At 34.3% G+C, this 21,026-nt stretch carries 24 protein-coding genes; 4 read left to right on the forward strand and 20 right to left on the reverse strand.

What is annotated here, in order from left to right:
* Positions 1–10: 10 nt before the first annotated feature.
* From rplF to rpsL, 20 genes are all read right to left on the reverse strand, one after another.
* A complete protein-coding gene (gene rplF, locus Q0820_RS00235; RefSeq protein ID WP_298484212.1) occupies positions 11–553 on the reverse strand; it encodes a 50S ribosomal protein L6 in 543 nt (180 codons plus the stop codon).
* An 18-nt stretch (positions 554–571) separates the two neighbouring features.
* Positions 572–970 carry a 30S ribosomal protein S8 gene (gene rpsH / locus Q0820_RS00240; RefSeq protein ID WP_121062824.1) on the reverse strand — a complete coding sequence of 133 codons (399 nt, stop codon included), beginning with the start codon at positions 968–970 and terminating at the stop codon, positions 572–574.
* 68 nt (positions 971–1,038) lie between these two features.
* Positions 1,039–1,308 (reverse strand): 30S ribosomal protein S14, encoded by a 270-nt coding sequence (gene rpsN / locus Q0820_RS00245; protein WP_121062826.1) that lies wholly within the window; start codon positions 1,306–1,308, stop codon positions 1,039–1,041.
* 1 nt (position 1,309) lies between these two features.
* Complete coding sequence (gene rplE / locus Q0820_RS00250; RefSeq protein ID WP_298484213.1) at positions 1,310–1,861, reverse strand: 50S ribosomal protein L5; 552 nt, start codon at positions 1,859–1,861, stop codon at positions 1,310–1,312.
* Positions 1,862–1,863: 2 nt separating this feature from the next.
* Positions 1,864–2,178 carry a 50S ribosomal protein L24 gene (gene rplX, locus Q0820_RS00255; RefSeq protein ID WP_298484214.1) on the reverse strand — a complete coding sequence of 105 codons (315 nt, stop codon included), beginning with the start codon at positions 2,176–2,178 and terminating at the stop codon, positions 1,864–1,866.
* 13 nt (positions 2,179–2,191) lie between these two features.
* A complete protein-coding gene (rplN, locus tag Q0820_RS00260) occupies positions 2,192–2,560 on the reverse strand; it encodes a 50S ribosomal protein L14 (RefSeq protein ID WP_013993867.1) in 369 nt (122 codons plus the stop codon).
* Position 2,561: 1 nt separating this feature from the next.
* Entirely contained in the window at positions 2,562–2,819 is a 258-nt protein-coding gene (gene rpsQ / locus Q0820_RS00265; RefSeq protein ID WP_121062832.1) for a 30S ribosomal protein S17, read from the reverse strand.
* Positions 2,820–2,832: 13 nt separating this feature from the next.
* The gene (gene rpmC / locus Q0820_RS00270; protein WP_121062834.1) at positions 2,833–3,024 is read right to left on the reverse strand and encodes a 50S ribosomal protein L29; all 192 of its coding nucleotides are present in this window, start codon (positions 3,022–3,024) and stop codon (positions 2,833–2,835) included.
* Between the two features lie 11 nt (positions 3,025–3,035).
* On the reverse strand, positions 3,036–3,461 hold the full coding sequence (rplP, locus tag Q0820_RS00275) for a 50S ribosomal protein L16 (RefSeq protein ID WP_121062836.1): 426 nt from the start codon (positions 3,459–3,461) through the stop codon (positions 3,036–3,038).
* 20 nt (positions 3,462–3,481) lie between these two features.
* Complete coding sequence (rpsC, locus tag Q0820_RS00280; RefSeq protein ID WP_298473311.1) at positions 3,482–4,201, reverse strand: 30S ribosomal protein S3; 720 nt, start codon at positions 4,199–4,201, stop codon at positions 3,482–3,484.
* A gap of 1 nt (position 4,202) precedes the next feature.
* Complete coding sequence (rplV, locus tag Q0820_RS00285; protein ID WP_121062840.1) at positions 4,203–4,610, reverse strand: 50S ribosomal protein L22; 408 nt, start codon at positions 4,608–4,610, stop codon at positions 4,203–4,205.
* 3 nt (positions 4,611–4,613) lie between these two features.
* On the reverse strand, positions 4,614–4,892 hold the full coding sequence (rpsS, locus tag Q0820_RS00290; protein ID WP_121062841.1) for a 30S ribosomal protein S19: 279 nt from the start codon (positions 4,890–4,892) through the stop codon (positions 4,614–4,616).
* A gap of 13 nt (positions 4,893–4,905) precedes the next feature.
* Positions 4,906–5,730 (reverse strand): 50S ribosomal protein L2, encoded by an 825-nt coding sequence (rplB, locus tag Q0820_RS00295; RefSeq protein ID WP_298484215.1) that lies wholly within the window; start codon positions 5,728–5,730, stop codon positions 4,906–4,908.
* A 9-nt stretch (positions 5,731–5,739) separates the two neighbouring features.
* Positions 5,740–6,030, reverse strand: coding sequence for a 50S ribosomal protein L23 (gene rplW / locus Q0820_RS00300; protein WP_121062845.1), 291 nt, complete (start codon positions 6,028–6,030; stop codon positions 5,740–5,742).
* Between the two features lie 5 nt (positions 6,031–6,035).
* Entirely contained in the window at positions 6,036–6,665 is a 630-nt protein-coding gene (rplD, locus tag Q0820_RS00305; RefSeq protein WP_298484216.1) for a 50S ribosomal protein L4, read from the reverse strand.
* Positions 6,665–7,282: a 50S ribosomal protein L3 gene (gene rplC / locus Q0820_RS00310; protein WP_298484217.1), complete on the reverse strand. Its 618-nt coding sequence runs from the start codon at positions 7,280–7,282 to the stop codon at positions 6,665–6,667. Before rplC ends, rplD begins: the two co-directional genes overlap by 1 nt.
* A 389-nt stretch (positions 7,283–7,671) precedes the next feature.
* The gene (rpsJ, locus tag Q0820_RS00315; RefSeq protein WP_121062851.1) at positions 7,672–7,977 is read right to left on the reverse strand and encodes a 30S ribosomal protein S10; all 306 of its coding nucleotides are present in this window, start codon (positions 7,975–7,977) and stop codon (positions 7,672–7,674) included.
* 10 nt (positions 7,978–7,987) lie between these two features.
* Entirely contained in the window at positions 7,988–10,120 is a 2,133-nt protein-coding gene (gene fusA / locus Q0820_RS00320) for an elongation factor G (protein WP_298484218.1), read from the reverse strand.
* A 6-nt stretch (positions 10,121–10,126) separates the two neighbouring features.
* Entirely contained in the window at positions 10,127–10,603 is a 477-nt protein-coding gene (gene rpsG / locus Q0820_RS00325; RefSeq protein WP_121062855.1) for a 30S ribosomal protein S7, read from the reverse strand.
* 21 nt (positions 10,604–10,624) lie between these two features.
* Positions 10,625–10,999, reverse strand: coding sequence for a 30S ribosomal protein S12 (rpsL, locus tag Q0820_RS00330; RefSeq protein WP_013305196.1), 375 nt, complete (start codon positions 10,997–10,999; stop codon positions 10,625–10,627).
* Positions 11,000–11,392: 393 nt separating this feature from the next.
* Here rpsL and Q0820_RS00335 point away from each other — a divergent pair, with 393 nt between their 5' ends.
* The 4 genes from Q0820_RS00335 (at position 11,393) to Q0820_RS00350 (ending at position 20,971) form a co-directional block, all read left to right on the forward strand.
* Entirely contained in the window at positions 11,393–14,437 is a 3,045-nt protein-coding gene (locus Q0820_RS00335; protein WP_298484219.1) for a SusC/RagA family TonB-linked outer membrane protein, read from the forward strand.
* A 9-nt stretch (positions 14,438–14,446) separates the two neighbouring features.
* Positions 14,447–15,904 (forward strand): SusD/RagB family nutrient-binding outer membrane lipoprotein, encoded by a 1,458-nt coding sequence (locus Q0820_RS00340; RefSeq protein ID WP_298484220.1) that lies wholly within the window; start codon positions 14,447–14,449, stop codon positions 15,902–15,904.
* Positions 15,905–16,243: 339 nt separating this feature from the next.
* On the forward strand, positions 16,244–19,495 hold the full coding sequence (locus Q0820_RS00345) for a SusC/RagA family TonB-linked outer membrane protein (RefSeq protein ID WP_298484221.1): 3,252 nt from the start codon (positions 16,244–16,246) through the stop codon (positions 19,493–19,495).
* Positions 19,496–19,510: 15 nt separating this feature from the next.
* Positions 19,511–20,971: a SusD/RagB family nutrient-binding outer membrane lipoprotein gene (locus Q0820_RS00350; protein ID WP_298484222.1), complete on the forward strand. Its 1,461-nt coding sequence runs from the start codon at positions 19,511–19,513 to the stop codon at positions 20,969–20,971.
* The last annotated feature ends 55 nt before the right edge of the window (positions 20,972–21,026 follow it).

Below are 21,026 nucleotides of genomic sequence, written 5' to 3' on the forward strand. Positions count from 1 at the left end.
AATGCTATTCTTAAGCTGATTTACCGGCTTTTCTTCTTAATATTTCTCCAACAAACTTAATACCTTTTCCTTTGTATGGTTCTGGCTTACGGAATGATCTAATTTTTGCTGCAATTTGACCAACCAATTGTTTGTCGTATGAAGTTAATTTAACTATTGGATTTTTACCCTTTTCAGATATTGTTTCCACTTTTACTTCTGGAGCTAAATCAATAACAATATTATGAGAAAATCCTAAGGCTAAATCTAACTTTTGACCTTGATTACTTGCTCTATAACCAACTCCAACAAGCTCTAGTTCTTTTGTCCATCCTTTAGAGACACCATCAACCATATTCAAAACTAATGATCTATATAAACCATGCTTTGCTTTTTGATCTTTAGAGTCAGATGATCTAGTAACTTTTATTTCACCTTCTTCTACATTTATAGAAACTCCAGAAAATTCTTGAGTTAACTCTCCTAATTTACCTTTTACAGTAACAACACTATCTTTTACTTCAACAGTTACACCTTCTGGTATTGCTACTGGATTATTACCTATTCTAGACATTTTTTAAATCTTTAAATATTAATAAACGTAGCATAATACCTCGCCACCTACATTTTCATCTTGCGCCTGCTTACTAGTCATTACTCCATGAGAAGTAGACACTATAGCTACACCAAGTCCATTAAGAACCCTTGGCAAGTCTTGTTTTCCAACATATTTACGTAAACCAGGTTTACTAACACGTTGTAATTTTTTAATTACAGGCTCTTTAGTAACTTTATTATATTTTAAAGCTATTTTTATAGACCCCTGTACTTTATCTTGTTCGAATTTATAACTTAAAATATATCCTTGATCGAATAATATTTTAGTTATTTCTTTTTTAACATTAGAAGATGGTATATCTACCACTCTATGCCCTGCTCTGCTGGCATTTCTAATTCTTGTTAAATAATCTGCTATAGTATCAGTTACCATTTTTATTTATTTCGGTGACGGTTTTTAACGATATTGTTAAACCTGAAACCAGTTAATACTCTATATAATTACCAGCTTGCCTTTTTAACACCTGGTATTAAACCTTGATTAGCCATTTCTCTAAAAGTAACCCTTGAAATTCCAAAAGTTCTCATATATCCTTTAGGCCTTCCAGTAAGCTTACAACGATTATGCATACGTATTGGTGATGCATTTTTAGGTAATTTTTGTAGCGCTTCATAATCTCCAGCTTCTTTTAAAGCTTTTCTTTTTTCAGCATATTTAGCTACAGTTTTTGCCCTTTTTCTTTCGCGGGCTTTCATTGATTCTTTAGCCATACTAGTTCTTTTTAAAAGGTAATCCTAATTCGGTTAATAATGATTTTGCTTCTTTATCCGTGTTTGCAGAAGTCACAAAAGTAATATCCATACCATTAATACGATTAATTTTATCAATATTAATTTCAGGAAATATTATTTGTTCTGTAATACCTAAACTATAATTTCCTCTTCCATCAAAACCAGTAGCTTTAATTCCTTGAAAATCACGTACCCTAGGTAATGCACTAGTAACTAATCTATCTAAAAATTCATACATTCTTTCTCCACGTAAAGTTACTTTAGCACCAATTGGCATACCTTTACGTAATTTAAAAGAAGCAACATCCTTCTTAGACATAGTAGCAACGGCTTTCTGCCCAGTAATAATAGTCATCTCATCAACTGCATGATCAATTAACTTTTTATCAGCAACTGCAGCTCCTACACCTCTACTTACAACTATCTTTTCTAACTTAGGAACTTGCATTATATTTTTATAACCAAATTCCTCTTTAAGAGCACCTACAATACGCTCTGTATATTCTGTTTTTAATCTTGCAACGTAAGCCATAACTAAATTACTTCATTGGATTTTTTAGAAACTCTAACTTTCTTACCATCTCTTAACTCATAACCTACTCTAGTTAAATCACCAGATTTAGGATCAACTAAAGAAAGATTAGAAACATGTATTGGAGCTTCTTTTTTAACAATTCCTCCTTGAGGATTTTTTGCACTAGGCTTTTCATGTTTAGATACCATATTAGCACCTTCAACAATTGCCTTGTTCTTCTGAAGATTTACACTTAAAACTTTACCTTCTGTACCTTTATGGTCACCAGCAGTAATTTTAACTGTATCTCCTGTTTTAATTTTTAATTTCTTCATTGTACTGAATATATTATAGTACCTCAGGGGCTAATGATACAATTTTCATAAATTGTTTGTCACGAAGTTCTCTAGCTACAGGCCCAAAAACACGTGTACCTCTCATTTCTCCAGTTGGATTTAACAATACACACGCATTATCATCAAAACGTATATACGAACCATCAGGTCTTCTTACTTCTTTCTTAGTTCTTACAACTACCGCTGTAGAAACTGCTCCTTTTTTAATACCACCGTTTGGAGTTGCCTCCTTAACAGTAACAACGATTTTATCGCCAATTGAAGCATATCTTCTTTTTGTACCACCGAGTACACGTATAGTCAAAACTTCTTTTGCTCCGGTATTATCTGCTACCTTTAGTCTAGATTCTTGCTGTAACATATTATTTAGCTCTTTCTAAGATTTCTACTAGTCTCCAACACTTGTTCTTACTTAAAGGACGTGTTTCCATAATTTTGACTTTATCGCCAATATTACAATCGTTCTTTTCATCGTGTGCAACATATTTCTTTGTTTTTAACACGAACTTACCGTACATAGGATGCTTAACTCTTTTAACTTCTGCAACAACAATGGATTTTTCCATTTTATCACTAGTTACCACTCCTATTCTCTCTTTTCTTAAGTTTCTTTTTTCCATAAAGCAGAACCAATTATTGGTTGTCCCTATTAGTTAATTCCGTAGCCAATTTAGCTACTGTTCTTCTAACTTTTCTTATCTGAAGTGGGTTTTCTAGAGGCGTTACAAAATGCGCAATCTTTAAATCAGCATGAAGCTTTTTTAACTCCACCAACTTCTCCGTAAGTTCCTGGTTGGACAATTCTTTTATTTCTTGTTTTTTCATGATTCCTACGTTTAATCTTGAACAGTATAATCTCTAGCCACAATAAACTTAGTTTTAACTGGCAATTTTTGCGCAGCCAAACGTAATGCTTCTTTAGCTATATCAATAGATACTCCTGCTATCTCAAATAAAACCCTACCTGGTTTTACAACAGCCACAAAATATTCTGGAGCACCTTTACCTTTACCCATACGTACCTCTAAAGGCTTTTTTGTAATAGGCTTGTCTGGAAATATCTTTATCCATAACTGCCCTTCTCTCTTCATATATCTTGTAGCAGCAATACGAGCAGCTTCAATTTGACGGGATGTTAAAAAAGATGTATCCAAGGACTTTATACCGAACATACCATTTGAAAGCAGATGCCCTCTTCCGGCATTACCCTTCATACGGCCCTTCTGCATTTTACGAAACTTCGTTCTTTTTGGTTGTAACATTTTCTTACTTCTTTAAAAAATTACTTTCTACGACGTGGCTTTCTTCCACCATCATTTTTTCCACCTTTTCCACCTTGGCTCTTTTGCATTCCAACTAATGGAGAAAGTTCTCTCTTTCCATATACTTCACCTTTCATTATCCAAACTTTGATTCCCAATCTACCATAAGTAGTATGAGCTTCATGTAAAGCATAATCAATATCTGCTCTAAAAGTTGATAATGGAATACGTCCATCTTTATAAGACTCTGAACGAGCCATCTCTGCACCATTTAAACGTCCAGAAATTTGAATTTTAATTCCTTCTGCATTCATTCTCATAGCAGCAGCAATTGACATTTTAATTGCTCTTCTAAAAGAAATTCTAGACTCAATTTGTCTTGCTACACTTGCCGCAACTAAATTAGCGTCTAACTCAGGTCTTTTAATTTCATATATATTGATCTGAACTTCCTTAGAGGTAATTTTTTTAAGCTCTTCTTTAAGCTTATCTACCTCTTGTCCACCTTTACCAATTATGATACCAGGTCTTGCCGTAGTAACCGTAACAGTAATAAGCTTTAAAGTACGCTCTATGATAACTCTAGATACACTTGCTTTTGATAAACGAGCATGAATATATTTTCTAATTTTATCATCCTCTGCTAACTTATCTCCATAATCATTACCACCGTACCAGTTAGATTCCCAACCTCTAATGATTCCTAAACGATTTCCAATTGGATTTGTCTTTTGTCCCATTCTAGCTTTGTGTATTATTGTTAGATCCAACAACCAATGTTACATGGTTGGAACGTTTTCTAATTCTATGTGCTCTTCCTTGAGGTGCAGGGCGTAATCTTTTTAACATACTACCACTATCCACTCTAATCTCACTTACTATAAGATCAGCATCTTCAACATTAGCATCTTCATTCTTTGCTTGCCAATTTGCAATTGCAGAAAGTAATAATTTCTCCAACCTTCTAGAAGCCTCCTTAGGATTAAATCTTAGAGTAGCTAATGCGCTTTCAACTTTCTTACCTCTTACCAAATCTGCTACTAAACGCATTTTTCTTGGAGAAGTAGGACAATTGTTAAGTTTAGCAAATGCTACTTTTTGTTTTTCAGCCTTTATTCTTTCGGCCATTTGTTTTTTACGAACTCCCATAGCTTACTTTTTTCCTTTATTCTTTGCTCCCGCATGACCCCTAAAAGATCGTGTTGGAGAAAATTCTCCTAATTTATGACCTACCATATTTTCAGTTACAAAAACAGGGACAAATTGCCTTCCATTATGTACTGCAATAGTAAGACCTACAAAATCAGGTGTTATCATTGAAGCTCTAGACCAAGTCTTAATTACCGACTTTTTTCCAGAAGCTGCGTTTTGTTGGATTTTCTTATCCAAACTATAGTGAACATAAGGTCCTTTTTTTAGTGAACGTGCCATTTCTTTCTACTTTTTATTTCTTTCTACGTTCTATTATATACTTGTTTGTACTCTTAGTCTCAGAACGAGTTCTGAATCCTTTAGCAGGTATTCCGTTTCTTGATCTTGGATGACCACCAGAAGCTCTACCTTCACCACCACCCATTGGGTGATCCACAGGGTTCATTGCTACCGGTCTAGTTCTTGGTCTCTTACCTAACCATCTTGACCTACCAGCCTTACCAGAAACCAATAATTGGTGATCAGAATTAGAAATAGCTCCTATTGTAGCCATACAACCAGAAAGAATTAATCTAGTTTCTCCTGAAGGCATTTTCACAGTAACAAACTTACCATCTTTCGCCATTAATTGCGCAAAAGTTCCTGCACTTCTAGCCATAACAGCACCTTGACCTGGGCGTAATTCTATACAAGAAATAACAGTTCCCAGTGGAATTTCACTTAAAGCAAGCGCATTACCGACTTCTGGCGCAGACCCCTGACCTGAAGATACCTTCTGACCAACCTGCAAACCATTTTGTGCAATTATATATTTTTTTACTCCATCAGCATACTCCAACAAAGCAATAAATGCTGTTCTATTTGGATCATATTCAATAGATTTTACCGTAGCAGCAACATCTTGCTTATCTCTTTTAAAATCTACTACACGATACCTTCTTTTATGACCTCCACCTCTATGGCGCATTGTCATTTTTCCTTGACTGTTTCTACCTCCCGACTTTTTTAACGGAGCAAGCAAGCTTTTCTCCGGCTTATCAGCAGTAATGGCGTCAAATCCATTTACTACTCTAAAACGCTGTCCAGGAGTGATTGGTTTTAATTTTCTAACTGACATCTCTGGTCTTTATAGATTACTGTAAAAATCAATTATATCACCTTCAGCTACATCAACAACAGCTTTTTTCAAAGCATTTGTCTTTCCATGCTGTACACCTGTCTTAGTGTAACGTGACTTTCTAGTAGGCCCGTAGTTCATAGTACGTACCTTTTTTACGGAAACACCGTAAGTTGCCTCAACAGCATCTTTTATTTGAATCTTATTAGCCTTTGGACTAACAAAGAAACCATAACGATTATACAACTCGCTATCTGCGGTCATTTTCTCAGTTATTATCGGTTTTATCAACACACTCATGTTTCCTATTTATTTAAAGTTGCTTCAATTCCTTCCAAAGAACCTTCAAGCAATACAATATTATTTGCATTTAATATCTTGTAAGTACTTAATTCTGAGTTAGTTACAACTTCAGAACGCTCTAAATTACGCGAAGACAAATATACACTATTATTTGAATCACCCAACACAAACAAAGACTTTTTGTTTTCCAATCCTAAAGACTTAAGAATCTGAATAAAATCTTTTGTTTTTGGGGTATCAAAACTAAAATCTTCAAGAACAACAATTGCATTCTCTTTTGATTTAATTGTTAGTGCAGATTTTCTAGCCAAACGCTTAACGTTTTTATTTAACTTCTGCGTATAATCTTTAGGTCTTGGGCCAAAAATACGACCACCACCTCTAAAGATTGGAGATTTAATACTACCCGCACGAGCTGTACCAGTACCTTTTTGTTTCTTAATCTTTCTAGTACTACCAGCAATCTCTCCTCTTTCCTTAGCCTTATGCGTACCTTGTCTTTGATGCGCTAAATACTGCTTAACATCTAAGTATACCGCATGATTATTTGGCTCTATTGCGAAAACTGAATCCGAAAGCTCTGCTTTCCTACCCGTTTCTTTTCCTTTAATATCTAAAACTGCTACCTTCATTACTTCTGAATAGTTACGTAAGCGTTTTTATGTCCAGGAACACAACCTTTTACTACTAAAAGATTTTTTTCTGGAACTATTTTCAATACTTTAAGATTTTGAACAGTAACTCTATCACCACCCATTCTTCCAGCCATCTTCATACCTTTAAAAACTCTAGCAGGATACGAAGCCGCACCAATAGAACCAGGAGCTCTTAATCTGTTATGTTGACCGTGAGTTGCTTGACCAACACCGCCAAAGCCATGTCTCTTAACAACACCCTGAAAACCTTTTCCTTTTGATGTACCTACAACATCAACAAATTCACCTTCTACAAAAACATCAACACCTACAGTGTCTCCTAATTTGTACTCTCCTTCAAATTCTTGAAATTCAACGACTTTTTTCTTAGGTGAAGTACCTGCTTTTTTAAAGTGACCTGTTTCAGCCTTATTAGCACGTTTCTCAGCCTTGTCATCGAAACCAAGTTGAAGGGCATTATACCCGTCTACCTCTTCGGTTCTGACTTGGGTAACCACACATGGCCCAGCCTCTATAACGGTACATGGCATATTCTTACCATTCTCGTCAAAAATACTAGTCATGCCTACTTTTTTTCCTATTAACCCAGACATTTGTTTTAAATTATGGATACTTGATTTAAAAAATAAACCCTATCTCCGTTTATATTAATTATTCGTATTACTCTAAACTTTTACACATAAAAAAAGGGTCAAAACTAATTCAACCCTGAATTTTGTTTTTTCCGTTTTTCCTTCGCACGCAGCTCAGGACATGTACACTTTATACACCTAAAGAGGTTTTTAGTGGCGGCAAAAATAGGAATATTTTTCGGTTTACCAAACTATATTTAAAGATATTTACAAAGGAAAACTATTCCCAATAAATAAAAGTACTTAAACATGCGAAAAACCAATAAACACAGTACAAACATTAGTAAAGAAAAAAGCCTAGAAATTAAATTTCTAGGCTTTTATTAAAATCTATATTACATTTTATGTAATTACACTTTAATCTCTACTTCGACCCCACTAGGAAGCTCTAGTTTCATTAAAGCGTCTATTGTCTTTGATGAAGAACTATAAATATCTAATAATCTCTTATAAGAGCTTAATTGAAATTGTTCTCTAGACTTTTTATTTACGTGCGGAGAACGCAATACCGTAAATATTTTTTTATGTGTTGGTAAAGGTATAGGACCTGTCACAACAGCACCTGTAGTCTTAACCGTTTTTACGATTTTTTCAGCAGATTTATCCACCAAGCTATGATCGTAAGATTTTAGTTTTATTCTAATTTTTTGACTCATCTTCTAAAATTTATACAGTTAATCCTTTTGATGCTTTAATAACCGCCTCTGATATATTTGATGGAGTTTCTGCATATTGTGCAAATTCCATAGTTGATGTTGCTCTACCAGAAGAAAGTGTTCTTAAAGAAGTAACATAACCAAACATTTCTGATAATGGCACAGTACCTTTTACTACTTTAGAACCAGCTCTATCACTCATATCGCTAATAGTACCTCTTCTTCTATTTAAATCCCCAACAATATCACCCATGTTCTCCTCAGGAGTTAACACCTCTAGTTTCATTATTGGCTCCATTATAACAGCACCAGCAGCTTTACCTGCAGCTTTATATCCCATTTTTGCAGCAAGCTCAAAAGATAATGCATCAGAATCCACAGGGTGGAAAGATCCATCCTTAAGAACAACTTTCATTGCATCCATTTCAAAACCAGCTAAAGGACCATCCTTCATTGCCGCTTGGAATCCTTTTTCTACCGCAGGAATAAATTCTTTTGGTATACGACCACCTTTAATTTCATCAACAAACTGTAATCCTGGACCTTTGAAATCCTCATCCGCAGGACCCATTTCAAATACAATGTCACCAAACTTACCACGACCACCAGATTGCTTTTTATAAGTTTCTCTATGTGATGCAGTTCTAGTTAAAGCTTCTTTATATTCAACTTGAGGTTCACCTTCATTAACTTCAACTTTAAACTCACGCTTTAAACGATCTACAATAATATCTAAGTGAAGCTCACCCATTCCAGAAATAATTGTCTGTCCTGAAGCCTCATCAGTCTTAACTTGGAACGTTGGATCTTCTTCTGCTAATTTAGCTAAAGCCATACCTAACTTATCCACATCTGCCTTAGTTTTAGGCTCCACAGCAATACCAATTACTGGATCAGGAAAATCCATACTCTCTAATACTATAGGATGTTTTTCATCTGACATAGTATCTCCAGTTTTAATATCCTTAAAACCTACAGCCGCACCAATATCCCCTGCTTCGATAAAATCAATAGCATTTTGTTTATTAGAGTGCATTTGGTAAATACGAGAAATACGTTCTTTTTTACCGGATCTATTATTTAATATATATGAACCAGCATCTAAACGACCTGAATATGTTCTAAAGAATGCTAAACGACCAACAAAAGGATCCGTAGCAATTTTAAATGCTAATGCAGAAAAAGGTTCTTTAACATCAGGTTTACGAGAAATTTGCTCATCAGTATCTGGGTTTGTACCTACAATATCTTCCTTATCTAAAGGTGATGGTAAATATCTACAAACAGCATCTAACAAAAACTGAACTCCTTTATTTTTAAACGAAGAACCACATATCATTGGAATGATTGCTCTATCCATTACAGCAGCTCTTAGTGCAGCATGCACTTCTTCTTCTGTAATAGAATCTTCATCTTCGAAGAACTTTTCCATTAACTCCTCATCATATTCAGCAACAGCCTCAATTAAAGCAGCTCTATACTCCTTTACTTCAGCTTTCATCTCCTCTGGAATGTCAATAACATCAAAAGTAGAACCAAATCCTTCATCATGCCAAACAATAGCTCTATTCTTAGCTAAGTCAACAATTCCTTTAAAATCTGCTTCCTCACCAATTGGCAAAACAATAGGAACAGCATTAGAACCTAACATTGTTTTAACTTGCTTACAAACCATTAAAAAGTTAGACCCTTGACGATCCATCTTATTAACAAAACCAATTCTTGGAACTTTATAGTTATCTGCTAACCTCCAGTTAGTTTCTGATTGCGGTTCCACACCATCAACAGCACTAAATAAGAATACTAAACCATCAAGAACTCTTAATGAACGGTTTACTTCTACTGTAAAATCAACGTGACCAGGAGTATCAATTATATTAAAGTGATATCCTTTAGCATCACTTGCTGGCTTTCCATTTTCTGTTGGAAACTGCCACTCACATGTAGTAGCCGCAGAAGTAATTGTAATACCTCTTTCTTGTTCCTGTTCCATCCAGTCCATAGTAGCAGCACCATCATGCACTTCTCCTATTTTATGACTAACACCCGTATAAAATAATATACGCTCTGTTGTTGTGGTTTTACCAGCATCAATATGTGCTGCAATACCTATATTTCTTGTGTATTTTAAATCTCTTGCCATTTCTGATTAAAATCTAAAGTGAGAGAATGCTTTATTTGCTTCAGCCATCTTGTGCGTATCCACTCTTTTCTTAACAGCTGCACCTTCTTCTTTAGAAGCCGCTAAAACTTCTGCTGCTAATTTTTGAGCCATACCTTTTTCATTACGCTTTCTAGCATAACTAATTAACCACTTCATAGCAGTTGAAATTTTACGGTCTGGTCTAATTTGCATTGGAATTTGAAATGTTGCACCACCAACCCTTCTACTTCTTACCTCTACGTGAGGCATTACATTAGAAAGCGCATCTTTCCACAACTCTAAAGCCGTTTTTTCTTCGTCAGTCTTTTTTTCTTCTACAATATCAATTGCATCATAAAAAACACTAAATGCAACGGATTTTTTCCCGTCCCACATCATCATATTTACAAAACGCGTTACCAACTGATCATTAAATCTTGGATCCGGTAACAATGGTCTTTTCTTTGCCTGTTTTTTTCTCATGTCTTTTCTTTAAAAAGTGGTTTACTTCTTAGGGCGTTTTGCGCCATATTTAGATCTACGTTGCGTTCTTCCTGCAACACCTGCAGTATCTAAAGCACCTCTTACGATATGATACCTAACTCCTGGCAAATCTTTTACTCTTCCTCCACGTACTAATACTATCGAGTGCTCTTGGAGGTTGTGTCCTTCTCCAGGGATGTATGCATTTACCTCTTTACCATTGGTTAACCTAACCCTTGCAACTTTACGCATTGCTGAATTTGGTTTCTTTGGCGTAGTTGTGTAAACACGTGTACAAACTCCCCTTCTTTGTGGACACGAATCCAAAGCAGCCGATTTACTCTTCTTAGTAATCGTGGCCCTTCCTTTTCGTACTAATTGTGAAATTGTTGGCATACTATTTTTATATGTATATATAACTTACCCCTATTTAAGGGTCGGCAAATGTAGTAATATTTAAATAAAATTCAAATCCTAACCAACTTATTTTCAAAGTTTTTTTCCCAACCCTAAATATATATCAAAAAAACTAGTGAAAATTCATAAAAATCACTATTACTAAATAAAAAGAAAAATTAAACGTTATTTTAAAGTAATGTAGTAAAAAACCTACAATTGTGTCGTATTTAGGCTTGCAGAAAAAATTATATAAATTTTACGAAGGCATTTCCATCATAACTCATATATACATAACATAACAAACATTTTTAATTATGTTAGTAACATAAGAATAATTGTTTCTTTAGTAAGAAATTATCACTTTTGAAATAACCAATCAAAAAATATAGAATGAAAAAAATCTTAAAAAAAACCTGTATACTATTTATAGGGTTTCTTGTGCAAATTTCATTTGCTCAAGAAAAAACAATTTCCGGAACTATTTTCGACCAAGATGGTCTACCGCTACCTGGAGTAAACATATTAATTGAAGGAACCTCCAACGGAACACAATCAGATTTTGACGGAAACTATTCTATAAATGGAAATCAAGGACAAACCATCCTCTTTTCCTATCTGGGACAAAAAGAAATCAGAATAGCAATAAAATCGCAAACCACTATCAACATAACAATGGAAGAAGATGCCGAAGCACTTGAAGAAGTTGTTGTTATAGGTTTAGGACAAAGTAAAAACCCTAGTAAGCTTGCATATTCTGTAGCGACAGTTGACGCTGAAAAAATACTAGATGCTCATGAAACAGATTTTGTTAACGCACTTGCAGGGAAAACTACGGGTGTACAAATAAATAGCTCATCTGGTTTAGCAGGAGGATCTTCAAGAATTTTAATTCGTGGTGTATCTTCTTTAAATTATGACAACACCCCTTTGTATGTAATTGACGGAATTCCCGTTTCTAATACCGAAAATCAGTTTGATTCTAGAGATGAAGACCAAGCATTATTCTATGGCAGCACATCTGGAGGATCAATAGACATTTCTCCTGATCAAATTAGAAATATTACCATTCTTAAAGGAGCCGCAGCATCCGCAATATACGGTTCTCGTGCAGCAAATGGTGTAATTGTCATTGATACACACAAAGGAAACAAAAACAGTTCGGCACAATTCAATTTTAAATCTTCCACCACTATTAGCAATATTATTGAACCAAAGCGTCAACAAATATATGCTCAAGGTTCTAGAGGAAATTATAGAACTGGAGAACCCGGAGACCAAACATCATTAAGCTGGGGGCCAAAAATTTCTGAGTTAGGAATACCGCAATACAACCCTTATGACATATTTAGAACTGGCATTACAAAAGACAATACTTTAAGCGTAAGAGGTGGGTCAGAAAGCTCAACTTATTATGCATCTGTAGGCATTTTTAACCAAGAAGGAACAGTTCCTACCAATTCTTTTGACAGATATTCATTCTTATTTAATTCTTCTCATGACATAACCAAAAAACTAAGTGTAAACGCAAAATTAAGCTACACCAATAGTATTAACAAAAGGCCTTTTGAAGGAAATGGAAGAACTTCTATTATGTGGACTATAGCCGGAGCACCTATATCATATAACTTGTTACCCGCTACAAACGAAGACGGATCTCAACGCTTGTACAGAACAAATAGAAATAACCCATATCACTTATTAAAAAATACCGGATTAACTTCAAAAACCAATAGATTCCAACCATCTATATCTTTAACATACAATATTTTAGAATGGATAAAGCTTAAAGCCACGTCTAGCATGGATTACAACTTATCAAACGCAAGATCCATTGAAAATTCTGGAATTATTGGAACTTATTCTAGCGGGAGAGTTTTGCAAACAGATAGAACAAATAGAGATTTTAACACAGATATAATCCTTACCATAAACAAAGACTTTAGCGAAAAAATTACTGCAGATTATTTAATTGGTTATAATTTATTAGATAGAAAAAACTCTTCCCTATACGCTGAAGGCGCTTCATTTGTTATACCAGATTTTTATGACCTTTCTAATACAACATCTTTACAAACCGATGAGCAAACTAGTATAAAGAGAAACTATTCCTTTTATGGTCAAGCAAATTTTAGTTATGATGATTATCTATTTTTAACTTTAACTGGAAGAAATGATTGGTCCTCCACATTACCATCAAACAAAAACTCCTTCTTTTATTATTCCGGAAGTTTAGGTATAGATTTAGCAAAAGTTTTTGATTTAAAGGGCACTCTTAATAGAGCCATGCTAAGAAGCTCCTATTCAAGAATAGGAAAAGACGCTCCAGAATACTCCACAATAACAGGAAACATAAAGGCTAACCCTGGAGACGGACAAAGAGGAAATATAAACTTCCCGTTTCAAGGGTCAGGAAGTTATGTTCAGAGTGCTATAAAAGGAAACCCTGAATTAACTCCTGAATTTACAAATGAAGTTGAAATAAGCGCCGACTTACAATTTTTTCAAAGCAGACTTGGAATAGAAATTAATTATTATGACCGAAAAAGCGAAGACCAAATTTTTGAAGTACCATTAGCGGCAGAAACAGGTTTTAGTTCCATTTTTAAAAATGCAGGATCCATTGAAAATAAAGGGATTGAAATAGCTTTAAGTGCCACTCCAATAGAAACTAAAAATTTTAGCTGGGACATAGGAGTTAATTACTCTAAAAATGATAGTAAAGTTATAGAACTTGCAGAAGGTGTAGAATCTGTTAGGTTATCTGGCTTTACAAATCCCGGTATTTTTATTAGAAAAGGGGAACCTTACGGCGTAATTTGGACAACCTTATATAAAAGAAATGAGGAAGGACAGCTGTTATTAGATGATGATGGCTATATTCAATTTGGAGATGTAGGTAATGCTGGAACTGCAACACCTGATTGGACAGGAGGCTTAACCACAAATATTAGATACAAAGGATTTGAGTTATCTGGAGTAATGGACATAAGAGTGGGAGGCAAAATATATAATTTAGATGAGTTTTATACCTCATTCTATGGAACATCTATATTAACCGCAGATAGAGAAAAAGATGTTATAATTGATGGTATCATAGAATCCTCGGGAGCGATTAACACGATACCAATAAAAAAAGATTTTAATTACTGGAATGCCTATGCTGGTGATGAAGAGTTTGTTCAAAAAACAGATTTTATTAAACTTAGAAACGTAACTCTAGCTTACAATATACCATCTAAATTAATCACTAAAACAGGATTTAATTCTGCTAAATTAAGTATATCAGGTAGAAACTTGTGGATAAAGACAGATGACTCTTTTACAGGGTCCGATCCAGAACTTAGCTTATACGGAAGTGGAAACGGACAAGGAATTACAAATTTCCAAATACCATCTAATAAAAGTTATAGCTTAACTCTTAACCTATCTTTCTAAAAAAATATTATGAAAAAAATAAATATAAAATTTATAAATAAATTAAGTCCACTTCTTTTTGCAAGTTTACTTATTATAAGCTGTTCCGATTATCTTGATGTAAATACTGATCCAGATTCTCCAAGTGAGGCACAAATTACAGAAGAGGTAATATTACCTAGCCTAACAACTCAATTATCCTACGAACTAGCAGGAGGCTACCCAGCAAGAACATCAAGCCTTTGGACGCAACAAATAGCAGACGATGGTACAAGTAGAAGTATCTCTACTCTTTTTATAGATGACACAGACATAAACAACACTTGGCAATTTGGTTTATACACTGGAGTTTTAAAAGACGCAAATAATATGATTATTAAAGCCGAAGAAAAAAACAACCAACAATACATTGGCATTGGAAAAATAATACAAGCGTATGCCCTTTCCATTTTAGCAGACTTTTGGGGAGAGGCTCCGTGGTCTGAAGCTTTTAATGAAAAAATAACGAAACCTAAATTTGACACTCAAGAAAGTTTATACAATTCTATTGACCAACTTTTAAATGAAGCAAACACATCTTTAACTGCTGCAATAAACTCTAACGCCAACACAAACCAAGATTTACTATACGGAGGAGATTTATCCAAATGGAAAAAACTTGCCAACAGCCTTAGAGCTCGATATGCATTACGCTTAATATATGCAAAAGGAACAAATCAGGCAGATTTAGCTCTTGCATATGCTATGGATGGATTTTCTTCTAATGATGATGATGCTGGATTTGCGTTTGAAGACAAAGAAGATGCAAATAACCCATGGGCACAATGGGAAGATAAATGGACAGATATTTTTATAAATAAATTTATTGTTACTATGTTATCCTCTAATTCAGACCCAAGGTTAAATGCATATACTCTAAAACAAGAAGACGGTAATATTATTGGAGCAGAAAATGGAACAGAAATCCAAAACTCAGAAACCTCTATGGTTTCTAATTCAAAAGCTGAAGGAGAATTAAATACAAATGATTACTTTATAAAAAACACAACCAATGTAGATTGGATGACCTATAATGAATTACTATTTATTGTAGCAGAAGCATATGCTCACAAATCTGATTACAGTAATTCCGAAATATTTTTAAAAAATGCAGTAAAAGCAAACTTAGAAAAATTAAATACAAATGGAGTCCTAACATTATCTGAAAGTGATATAAATACATTTATAAACAATATAACTATACCAAACAATTTAGAAGGAGCGCAAAAAATAATTATTGAACAAAAGTATATTGCAAATTTCCTGCAAATTGAACCTTATAATGATTACAGAAGAACAGGATACCCCGATGTTCCATTGCCTATAGTAAATTATAGCCCCCAAATACCGGAAAGATTCCCTTATCCAACAAATTCAATTTTAAATAACACAGAAAATGTACCAAATATAGATTACAAATCTGACAAAGTTTGGTGGAACCAAAAATAAAATTCAAATATAAACTTATCAAAAAGCCATTCTTTTATAAAAGAATGGCTTTTGTGTTTTTTATGATATCATCAAACCTTCTACTTTTTAAATATTTAGCTTTTAACAATTTAACAATATAGTATTGCTGTTTTTCTTAAAAGGATAAAATCCAGTCCCAAAATTTGTGATTTAAAAAATAAAAAACTATTAAATGTTACATTTTTAACTCAAAAAGTAATAAAACAATAAATTTACTACAGATTAAATAGTATGCACGCATAATTAATTACAAATAAAAGTTGCGTAATTAACAATTAATTAAGACTTTTGTTACTAGCTAATTCAAATAATTTAAAAATGAGAACAAAATTAAATGGGATTTTGACGCTTCTCCTAGCGTTAATTGTGCAGGTTACACTTGCGCAAGAAAAAACAGTTTCAGGTACGGTTTCTGATCAAGATGGGCTTCCTTTACCGGGGGTTAACATTGTAATTCAAGGATCTACATCTGGAACGCAAACAGATTTCGATGGAAATTATAGCATAAATGCTTCTGAAGGACAAACTCTTATGTTTTCTTACATTGGCCAAAAAACTACTACTGCTGTAGTAGGTGCTTCCAACACTATTAATGTTAAATTGCAAGAAGACGCAGAAGCTTTAGATGAAGTTGTTGTTACTGCCTTAGGTTCTAACAGAAATTCAAAGGCAACGGTTTATGCTAACCAAACTGTAAAATCGGAAGACTTGCTTTCTGTACCAAACAAAAATGCTTTAGAAGCCTTAAGAGGTAAAGCTGCTGGTGTAAATCTATCTACTGCTTCAGGCTCAGTTGGTTCATCTACAAAAATTGTATTAAGAGGTTCGGGGTCACTTACCGGTAACAACAATGCTTTAATTGTTATTGATGGTATTGCAATTGATAATACCTCTTCTTCGGGAGGTGCCGGAGCTTCTACAACTGGATATTCAGATTTTGGTAATAGATTCAATGATGTCAATCCCGACGATATAGCGTCTGTGACCATATTAAAAGGCCCTTCAGCAACTTCACTTTATGGATCACGTGGTGCTTCAGGAGTTGTTCTTATTACCACTAAAACTGGTAAAGGCAAAAAAATGCAAGTAAATTATAACGGTTCCACTTCCATGGAAACTGCAATTATTAACTTACAGCGTCAAAGTAAATTTGGACAAGGGTTTGATAATTCAAGTATTGATTCTGGTGAGAATTGGTCTTGGGGTCCAGCTCTAGATGGTGTTGTAAGACCATGGACATCGCCTATTGATTCTGATGGAGATGGATCATTAGAAGCTTTAACTAGGCCATATAGTGCTGTGAATAATCAGTTAAAAGACTTTTTTAACACTGGGTATACTATTACCAACAATGTAAACCTATCTGGTTCTAATGAAGGTTTTACGTATTACGCCTCTTATGGTAATACCAATCAAACCGGTACATTAGATAACACATCTTACAAAAGGAATAATGTATCCTTTAACGCTTCTGCAAAATTAAGCGATAAACTTAAATCTGATTTTAAAGTTAGTTATGCCAATGTTAGGCAAAATACTGCTCAAGAAGGATCGCGTGCATTTGAAGGAAATAATGCTTATGCAATGGCTATACAATCTCCAGTTAACATTCCATTTACTGAATTGAGAGACTATAAAAGTCCTTTTCATGATATTGACGGCTACTGGGGATCATATTCTTCAGTAAACCCATATTATATCTTAAACGAATATGGCAACGAAGCAAATATCGATAACTTGTTAGCTAACGCCTCTTTAACTTATAATTTTCTAGAAAATTTATCGATAACAGGGCGCTTTGGTGGTAATATTGTAAACACCCAAACCGATATATGGACACCAACTTATACACCGGCTGAACAATTGGTTTGGACCGATGGATTAGAAATTGCAACCCGAAACTCAAGACATAGTTCATTAGGAGAATACATTAATTCCAACACTAAAGTAGAAAATCTTGACGCAACAGTTATGGTTAATTACAATACAAATTTTAGTGAAGACCTTTCACTAACAGCAGCGGCTGGCTATAATTTCTTTCAGAGAACTAGTGAAAGTTTAACCGGATTTACGGTAGGTGGTTTAGTAGTTCCCGATACATACAATTTGTCTAACAGTAGCCAACAACCTAATTCAGAGATGCGCAGAACCAAATATAGAATTTTTGGTGCTTTAGCGAATGCAACTCTTGGTTATAAAAATGCTGCTTTTTTAGAACTTTCAGCTAGAAATGACTGGTCTTCTACACTTCCTACATCAAACAATTCCTTTTTATACGGAGCCGTTGGTGCTTCTGTTGTAGTAACAGATTTATTTAATATAGAAAATGACGTTTTAAATTTTGCAAAACTGAGAGGTAGTTACGGTACATCTGGTAAAGATGCTGACCTATACTTACTAAACTCCTACTTTATTGGTAATCCACAAATTAGAGATTTAGGTGATTTCGCACTTAATTTCCCAAAAGATGGTGTACCTGGATTTACAATTGGAAATACCATAGGAAATCCAGATTTAAAACCTGAATTAACAACTACTTACGAAGTTGGTGCTGACTTAGGGTTCTTTAAAAATGTAGTTAATATAGCTTACACTTATTATCATTCTATTCATGACGAACAACTTGTTACAATAAGCCTTCCAAGATCTACTGGCTACACTCAAACCGTGAGTAATCTTGGTAGAATGGAGAACAAAGGGCATGAATTAAACCTAACATTAAAACCTCTTAATGGTGTGATTGACGGTTTAAATTTTGAATTATTTGGAGCCTATTCTACAAATGATAATAAAGTTATTACAATTACAGAAGATATAGACGAGCTAACAATTGGTACTTTTGGCTTTGCTGCTGGTACTACAGTTACTATGGTCGCTAAAGAAGGCTTGCCATATGGCACTTTTAAAGGTAACGATTTCAAGACTAATGATCAAGGCCAAGTTATTGTTGATGCTAATACTGGCTTTCCAGTATATACTGATGAAGACGTATACTTAGGTGATAACCAACCCGACTATAGGCTAAATTTTGGCACAAATATAAATTACAAAGGATTTGGGTTTAGAATGCTATTTGACATGAAAAAAGGAGGGCTATTTGCTTCTCAGACTAAATACAATACTAATTTTAATGGTACTAACGTAAACACTACAGTTTATAATAGAGAACCATTTATCTTTCCAAATTCAGTAATTGATAATGGAGACGGTACTTTCGGTGAAAATATTGTCGCAATTACAGAGCAAGATTATTTTACTAATTATGATGCACCAGTTTCAACACAATTAATTGATGCTAGTTATGTAAAATTAAGAGAAATGGAATTGAGCTATACCTTTTCTGAATCATTGTTAAAAAATACTTTCTTTACCAATGCTAGATTATCTTTATTTGGTAAAAACCTTATGTATTGGTTACCTGATGAAAATAAATATGCTGACCCAGAAGTTAATGGTATTAGTACTAGTACAAGTGGTACTACTAGTACAACAGGTAATGCCCAAGGTATTGAAACTACACAAACGCCTTCTTCAAGAAGCATAGGTGTTAACTTACAATTATCATTTTAATAAAAAAATAATACGATGAAGAACAAAATAAATATATTTCTTATTCTATTATTAACCCTGAGCTTTTCATGTAATGATAGTTTAGAAGAAGTTAATATAGACCCCAACACTTTCCCATCTGCTGGAGACTCGCAAGTATTAAGCTCCGCCATTGGTTTTATGGGATTTATTGTCGAATCAGATTTAAATTATAGTGAATCTTTCGTTTGGAGCCAATACTACACATGGGGTATTGGAGTTTCCATTGGGAATGAAGAACGATATGTTTCTGTAGCTGGTGATTTTAATGGCTACTGGCAACGTGCATATGCTAACTCGCTTACCGATTTAAACTACATTACTAAGAATAGTAATTCTGCAGCATATAGAGGTATTGCTAATGTATTAAAAGCGCATCTATTTCAAGGTTTAGTGGATCATTTTGGAGATATTCCTTTTACAGAAGCAATTTCTGGTGCTATTGAGGATGGGTCCATATTAACACCAAATTCAGATTCCGCTGAAACGATTATATATCCTGCATTGGGAACCTTATTAGATCAAGCCTTAATTGATTTAGCATTGGCAGAAACAGGTACCGTAGGAGAAGATGACTTTATCTTTCAAGGTGATATAACAAAATGGATAAAATTTGCAAATTCATTAAAGTTAAGAATTTTAATGAGAACTTCTGAAGTAAATCCGCAAGGAGCTGAGGTACAGGCACTTATTAGCAACGGAACTTTTATTGAATCTGTTGATGATATGCCATTCATTCCTTATTCTGGTAATTCTGGTGACCAAAACCCAATGTATGCAAGAGCAGAATTTGGAGTAGGCATGTTTTATTTTGCTAGTAATGCATCATTGAATCTACTAGAATCACTAAATGACCCAAGAGCTGAAGTATTATACACCAAAGCTACTACAGGAACAGCCGCAGGATCATTACGCGGAATAGACCAAGGAACAATTGACGACGAGCCTTTTACTGCACCCGATACTGATTATAGTCTGGCTTCTGATTATTCTTACGGAGCATCTAAACCAGTTATCTTAATGAGTCCTTGGGAAGTTTGGTTTTTAAGAGCTGAGGCTGATGCAAGATACAATACAGCTGATGATGCCGAAACAGCATTTTCTACAGCGATTGATTTAAATTTTGGTTATATGGAAGTTGCTGATGCTGCATCTTATATTAGCACATTAGATTTTGCCGGAGCTGCTACTTTAGATGACCAACTTGACTTGATAGGTATTCAAAAATGGATATCTTTAAACGGAACGCAAGAGGACGAAGGATGGATTGAATCTCGAAGATTTGACAGACCTACTAGCAGAATATTCACGGATGGTATTTTCCAAAACCCTCCATTGTCTGTATTACCAGCTGGAACCTACCCTTCTGCATGGTTATACCCAGAGTCTGAAAGAAGTTTAAATCCAAATGCATTACCACAAAGGAGCATTACAGATGCGATATTTTGGGATAATTAAAAAAAATATAAAGATGAAAAAATATAAATTAATATTATGTACGTTTTCAATCCTA

The organism is uncultured Maribacter sp., assembly GCF_947495965.1.
In the GTDB taxonomy this organism is placed as follows: Bacteria; Bacteroidota; Bacteroidia; order Flavobacteriales; family Flavobacteriaceae; genus Maribacter_B.

What these genes read in the sequence shown, in the direction of transcription:
- rplW (WP_121062845.1), bottom strand. Translation starts at nt 6,030, where the DNA reads ATGAGTGTGTTGATAAAACCGATAATAACTGAGAAAATGACCGCAGAT.
- rplN (WP_013993867.1), bottom strand. Translation starts at nt 2,560, where the DNA reads ATGTTACAGCAAGAATCTAGACTAAAGGTAGCAGATAATACCGGAGCA.
- rplF (WP_298484212.1), bottom strand. Translation starts at nt 553, where the DNA reads ATGTCTAGAATAGGTAATAATCCAGTAGCAATACCAGAAGGTGTAACT.
- fusA (WP_298484218.1), bottom strand. Translation starts at nt 10,120, where the DNA reads ATGGCAAGAGATTTAAAATACACAAGAAATATAGGTATTGCAGCACAT.
- rpsC (WP_298473311.1), bottom strand. Translation starts at nt 4,201, where the DNA reads ATGGGACAAAAGACAAATCCAATTGGAAATCGTTTAGGAATCATTAGA.
- rplV (WP_121062840.1), bottom strand. Translation starts at nt 4,610, where the DNA reads ATGGGAGTTCGTAAAAAACAAATGGCCGAAAGAATAAAGGCTGAAAAA.
- rpsH (WP_121062824.1), bottom strand. Translation starts at nt 970, where the DNA reads ATGGTAACTGATACTATAGCAGATTATTTAACAAGAATTAGAAATGCC.
- rplD (WP_298484216.1), bottom strand. Translation starts at nt 6,665, where the DNA reads ATGAAGGTAGCAGTTTTAGATATTAAAGGAAAAGAAACGGGTAGGAAA.
- rplP (WP_121062836.1), bottom strand. Translation starts at nt 3,461, where the DNA reads ATGTTACAACCAAAAAGAACGAAGTTTCGTAAAATGCAGAAGGGCCGT.
- rpsN (WP_121062826.1), bottom strand. Translation starts at nt 1,308, where the DNA reads ATGGCTAAAGAATCAATGAAAGCCCGCGAAAGAAAAAGGGCAAAAACT.
- rpsS (WP_121062841.1), bottom strand. Translation starts at nt 4,892, where the DNA reads ATGGCACGTTCACTAAAAAAAGGACCTTATGTTCACTATAGTTTGGAT.
- rplC (WP_298484217.1), bottom strand. Translation starts at nt 7,282, where the DNA reads ATGTCTGGGTTAATAGGAAAAAAAGTAGGCATGACTAGTATTTTTGAC.
- rpsJ (WP_121062851.1), bottom strand. Translation starts at nt 7,977, where the DNA reads ATGAGTCAAAAAATTAGAATAAAACTAAAATCTTACGATCATAGCTTG.
- rplB (WP_298484215.1), bottom strand. Translation starts at nt 5,730, where the DNA reads ATGTCAGTTAGAAAATTAAAACCAATCACTCCTGGACAGCGTTTTAGA.
- Q0820_RS00350 (WP_298484222.1), top strand. Translation starts at nt 19,511, where the DNA reads ATGAAGAACAAAATAAATATATTTCTTATTCTATTATTAACCCTGAGC.
- rplE (WP_298484213.1), bottom strand. Translation starts at nt 1,861, where the DNA reads ATGGCTTACGTTGCAAGATTAAAAACAGAATATACAGAGCGTATTGTA.
- Q0820_RS00345 (WP_298484221.1), top strand. Translation starts at nt 16,244, where the DNA reads ATGAGAACAAAATTAAATGGGATTTTGACGCTTCTCCTAGCGTTAATT.
- Q0820_RS00340 (WP_298484220.1), top strand. Translation starts at nt 14,447, where the DNA reads ATGAAAAAAATAAATATAAAATTTATAAATAAATTAAGTCCACTTCTT.
- rpsQ (WP_121062832.1), bottom strand. Translation starts at nt 2,819, where the DNA reads ATGGAAAAAAGAAACTTAAGAAAAGAGAGAATAGGAGTGGTAACTAGT.
- Q0820_RS00335 (WP_298484219.1), top strand. Translation starts at nt 11,393, where the DNA reads ATGAAAAAAATCTTAAAAAAAACCTGTATACTATTTATAGGGTTTCTT.
- rpsL (WP_013305196.1), bottom strand. Translation starts at nt 10,999, where the DNA reads ATGCCAACAATTTCACAATTAGTACGAAAAGGAAGGGCCACGATTACT.
- rpsG (WP_121062855.1), bottom strand. Translation starts at nt 10,603, where the DNA reads ATGAGAAAAAAACAGGCAAAGAAAAGACCATTGTTACCGGATCCAAGA.
- rplX (WP_298484214.1), bottom strand. Translation starts at nt 2,178, where the DNA reads ATGAAGAAATTAAAAATTAAAACAGGAGATACAGTTAAAATTACTGCT.
- rpmC (WP_121062834.1), bottom strand. Translation starts at nt 3,024, where the DNA reads ATGAAAAAACAAGAAATAAAAGAATTGTCCAACCAGGAACTTACGGAG.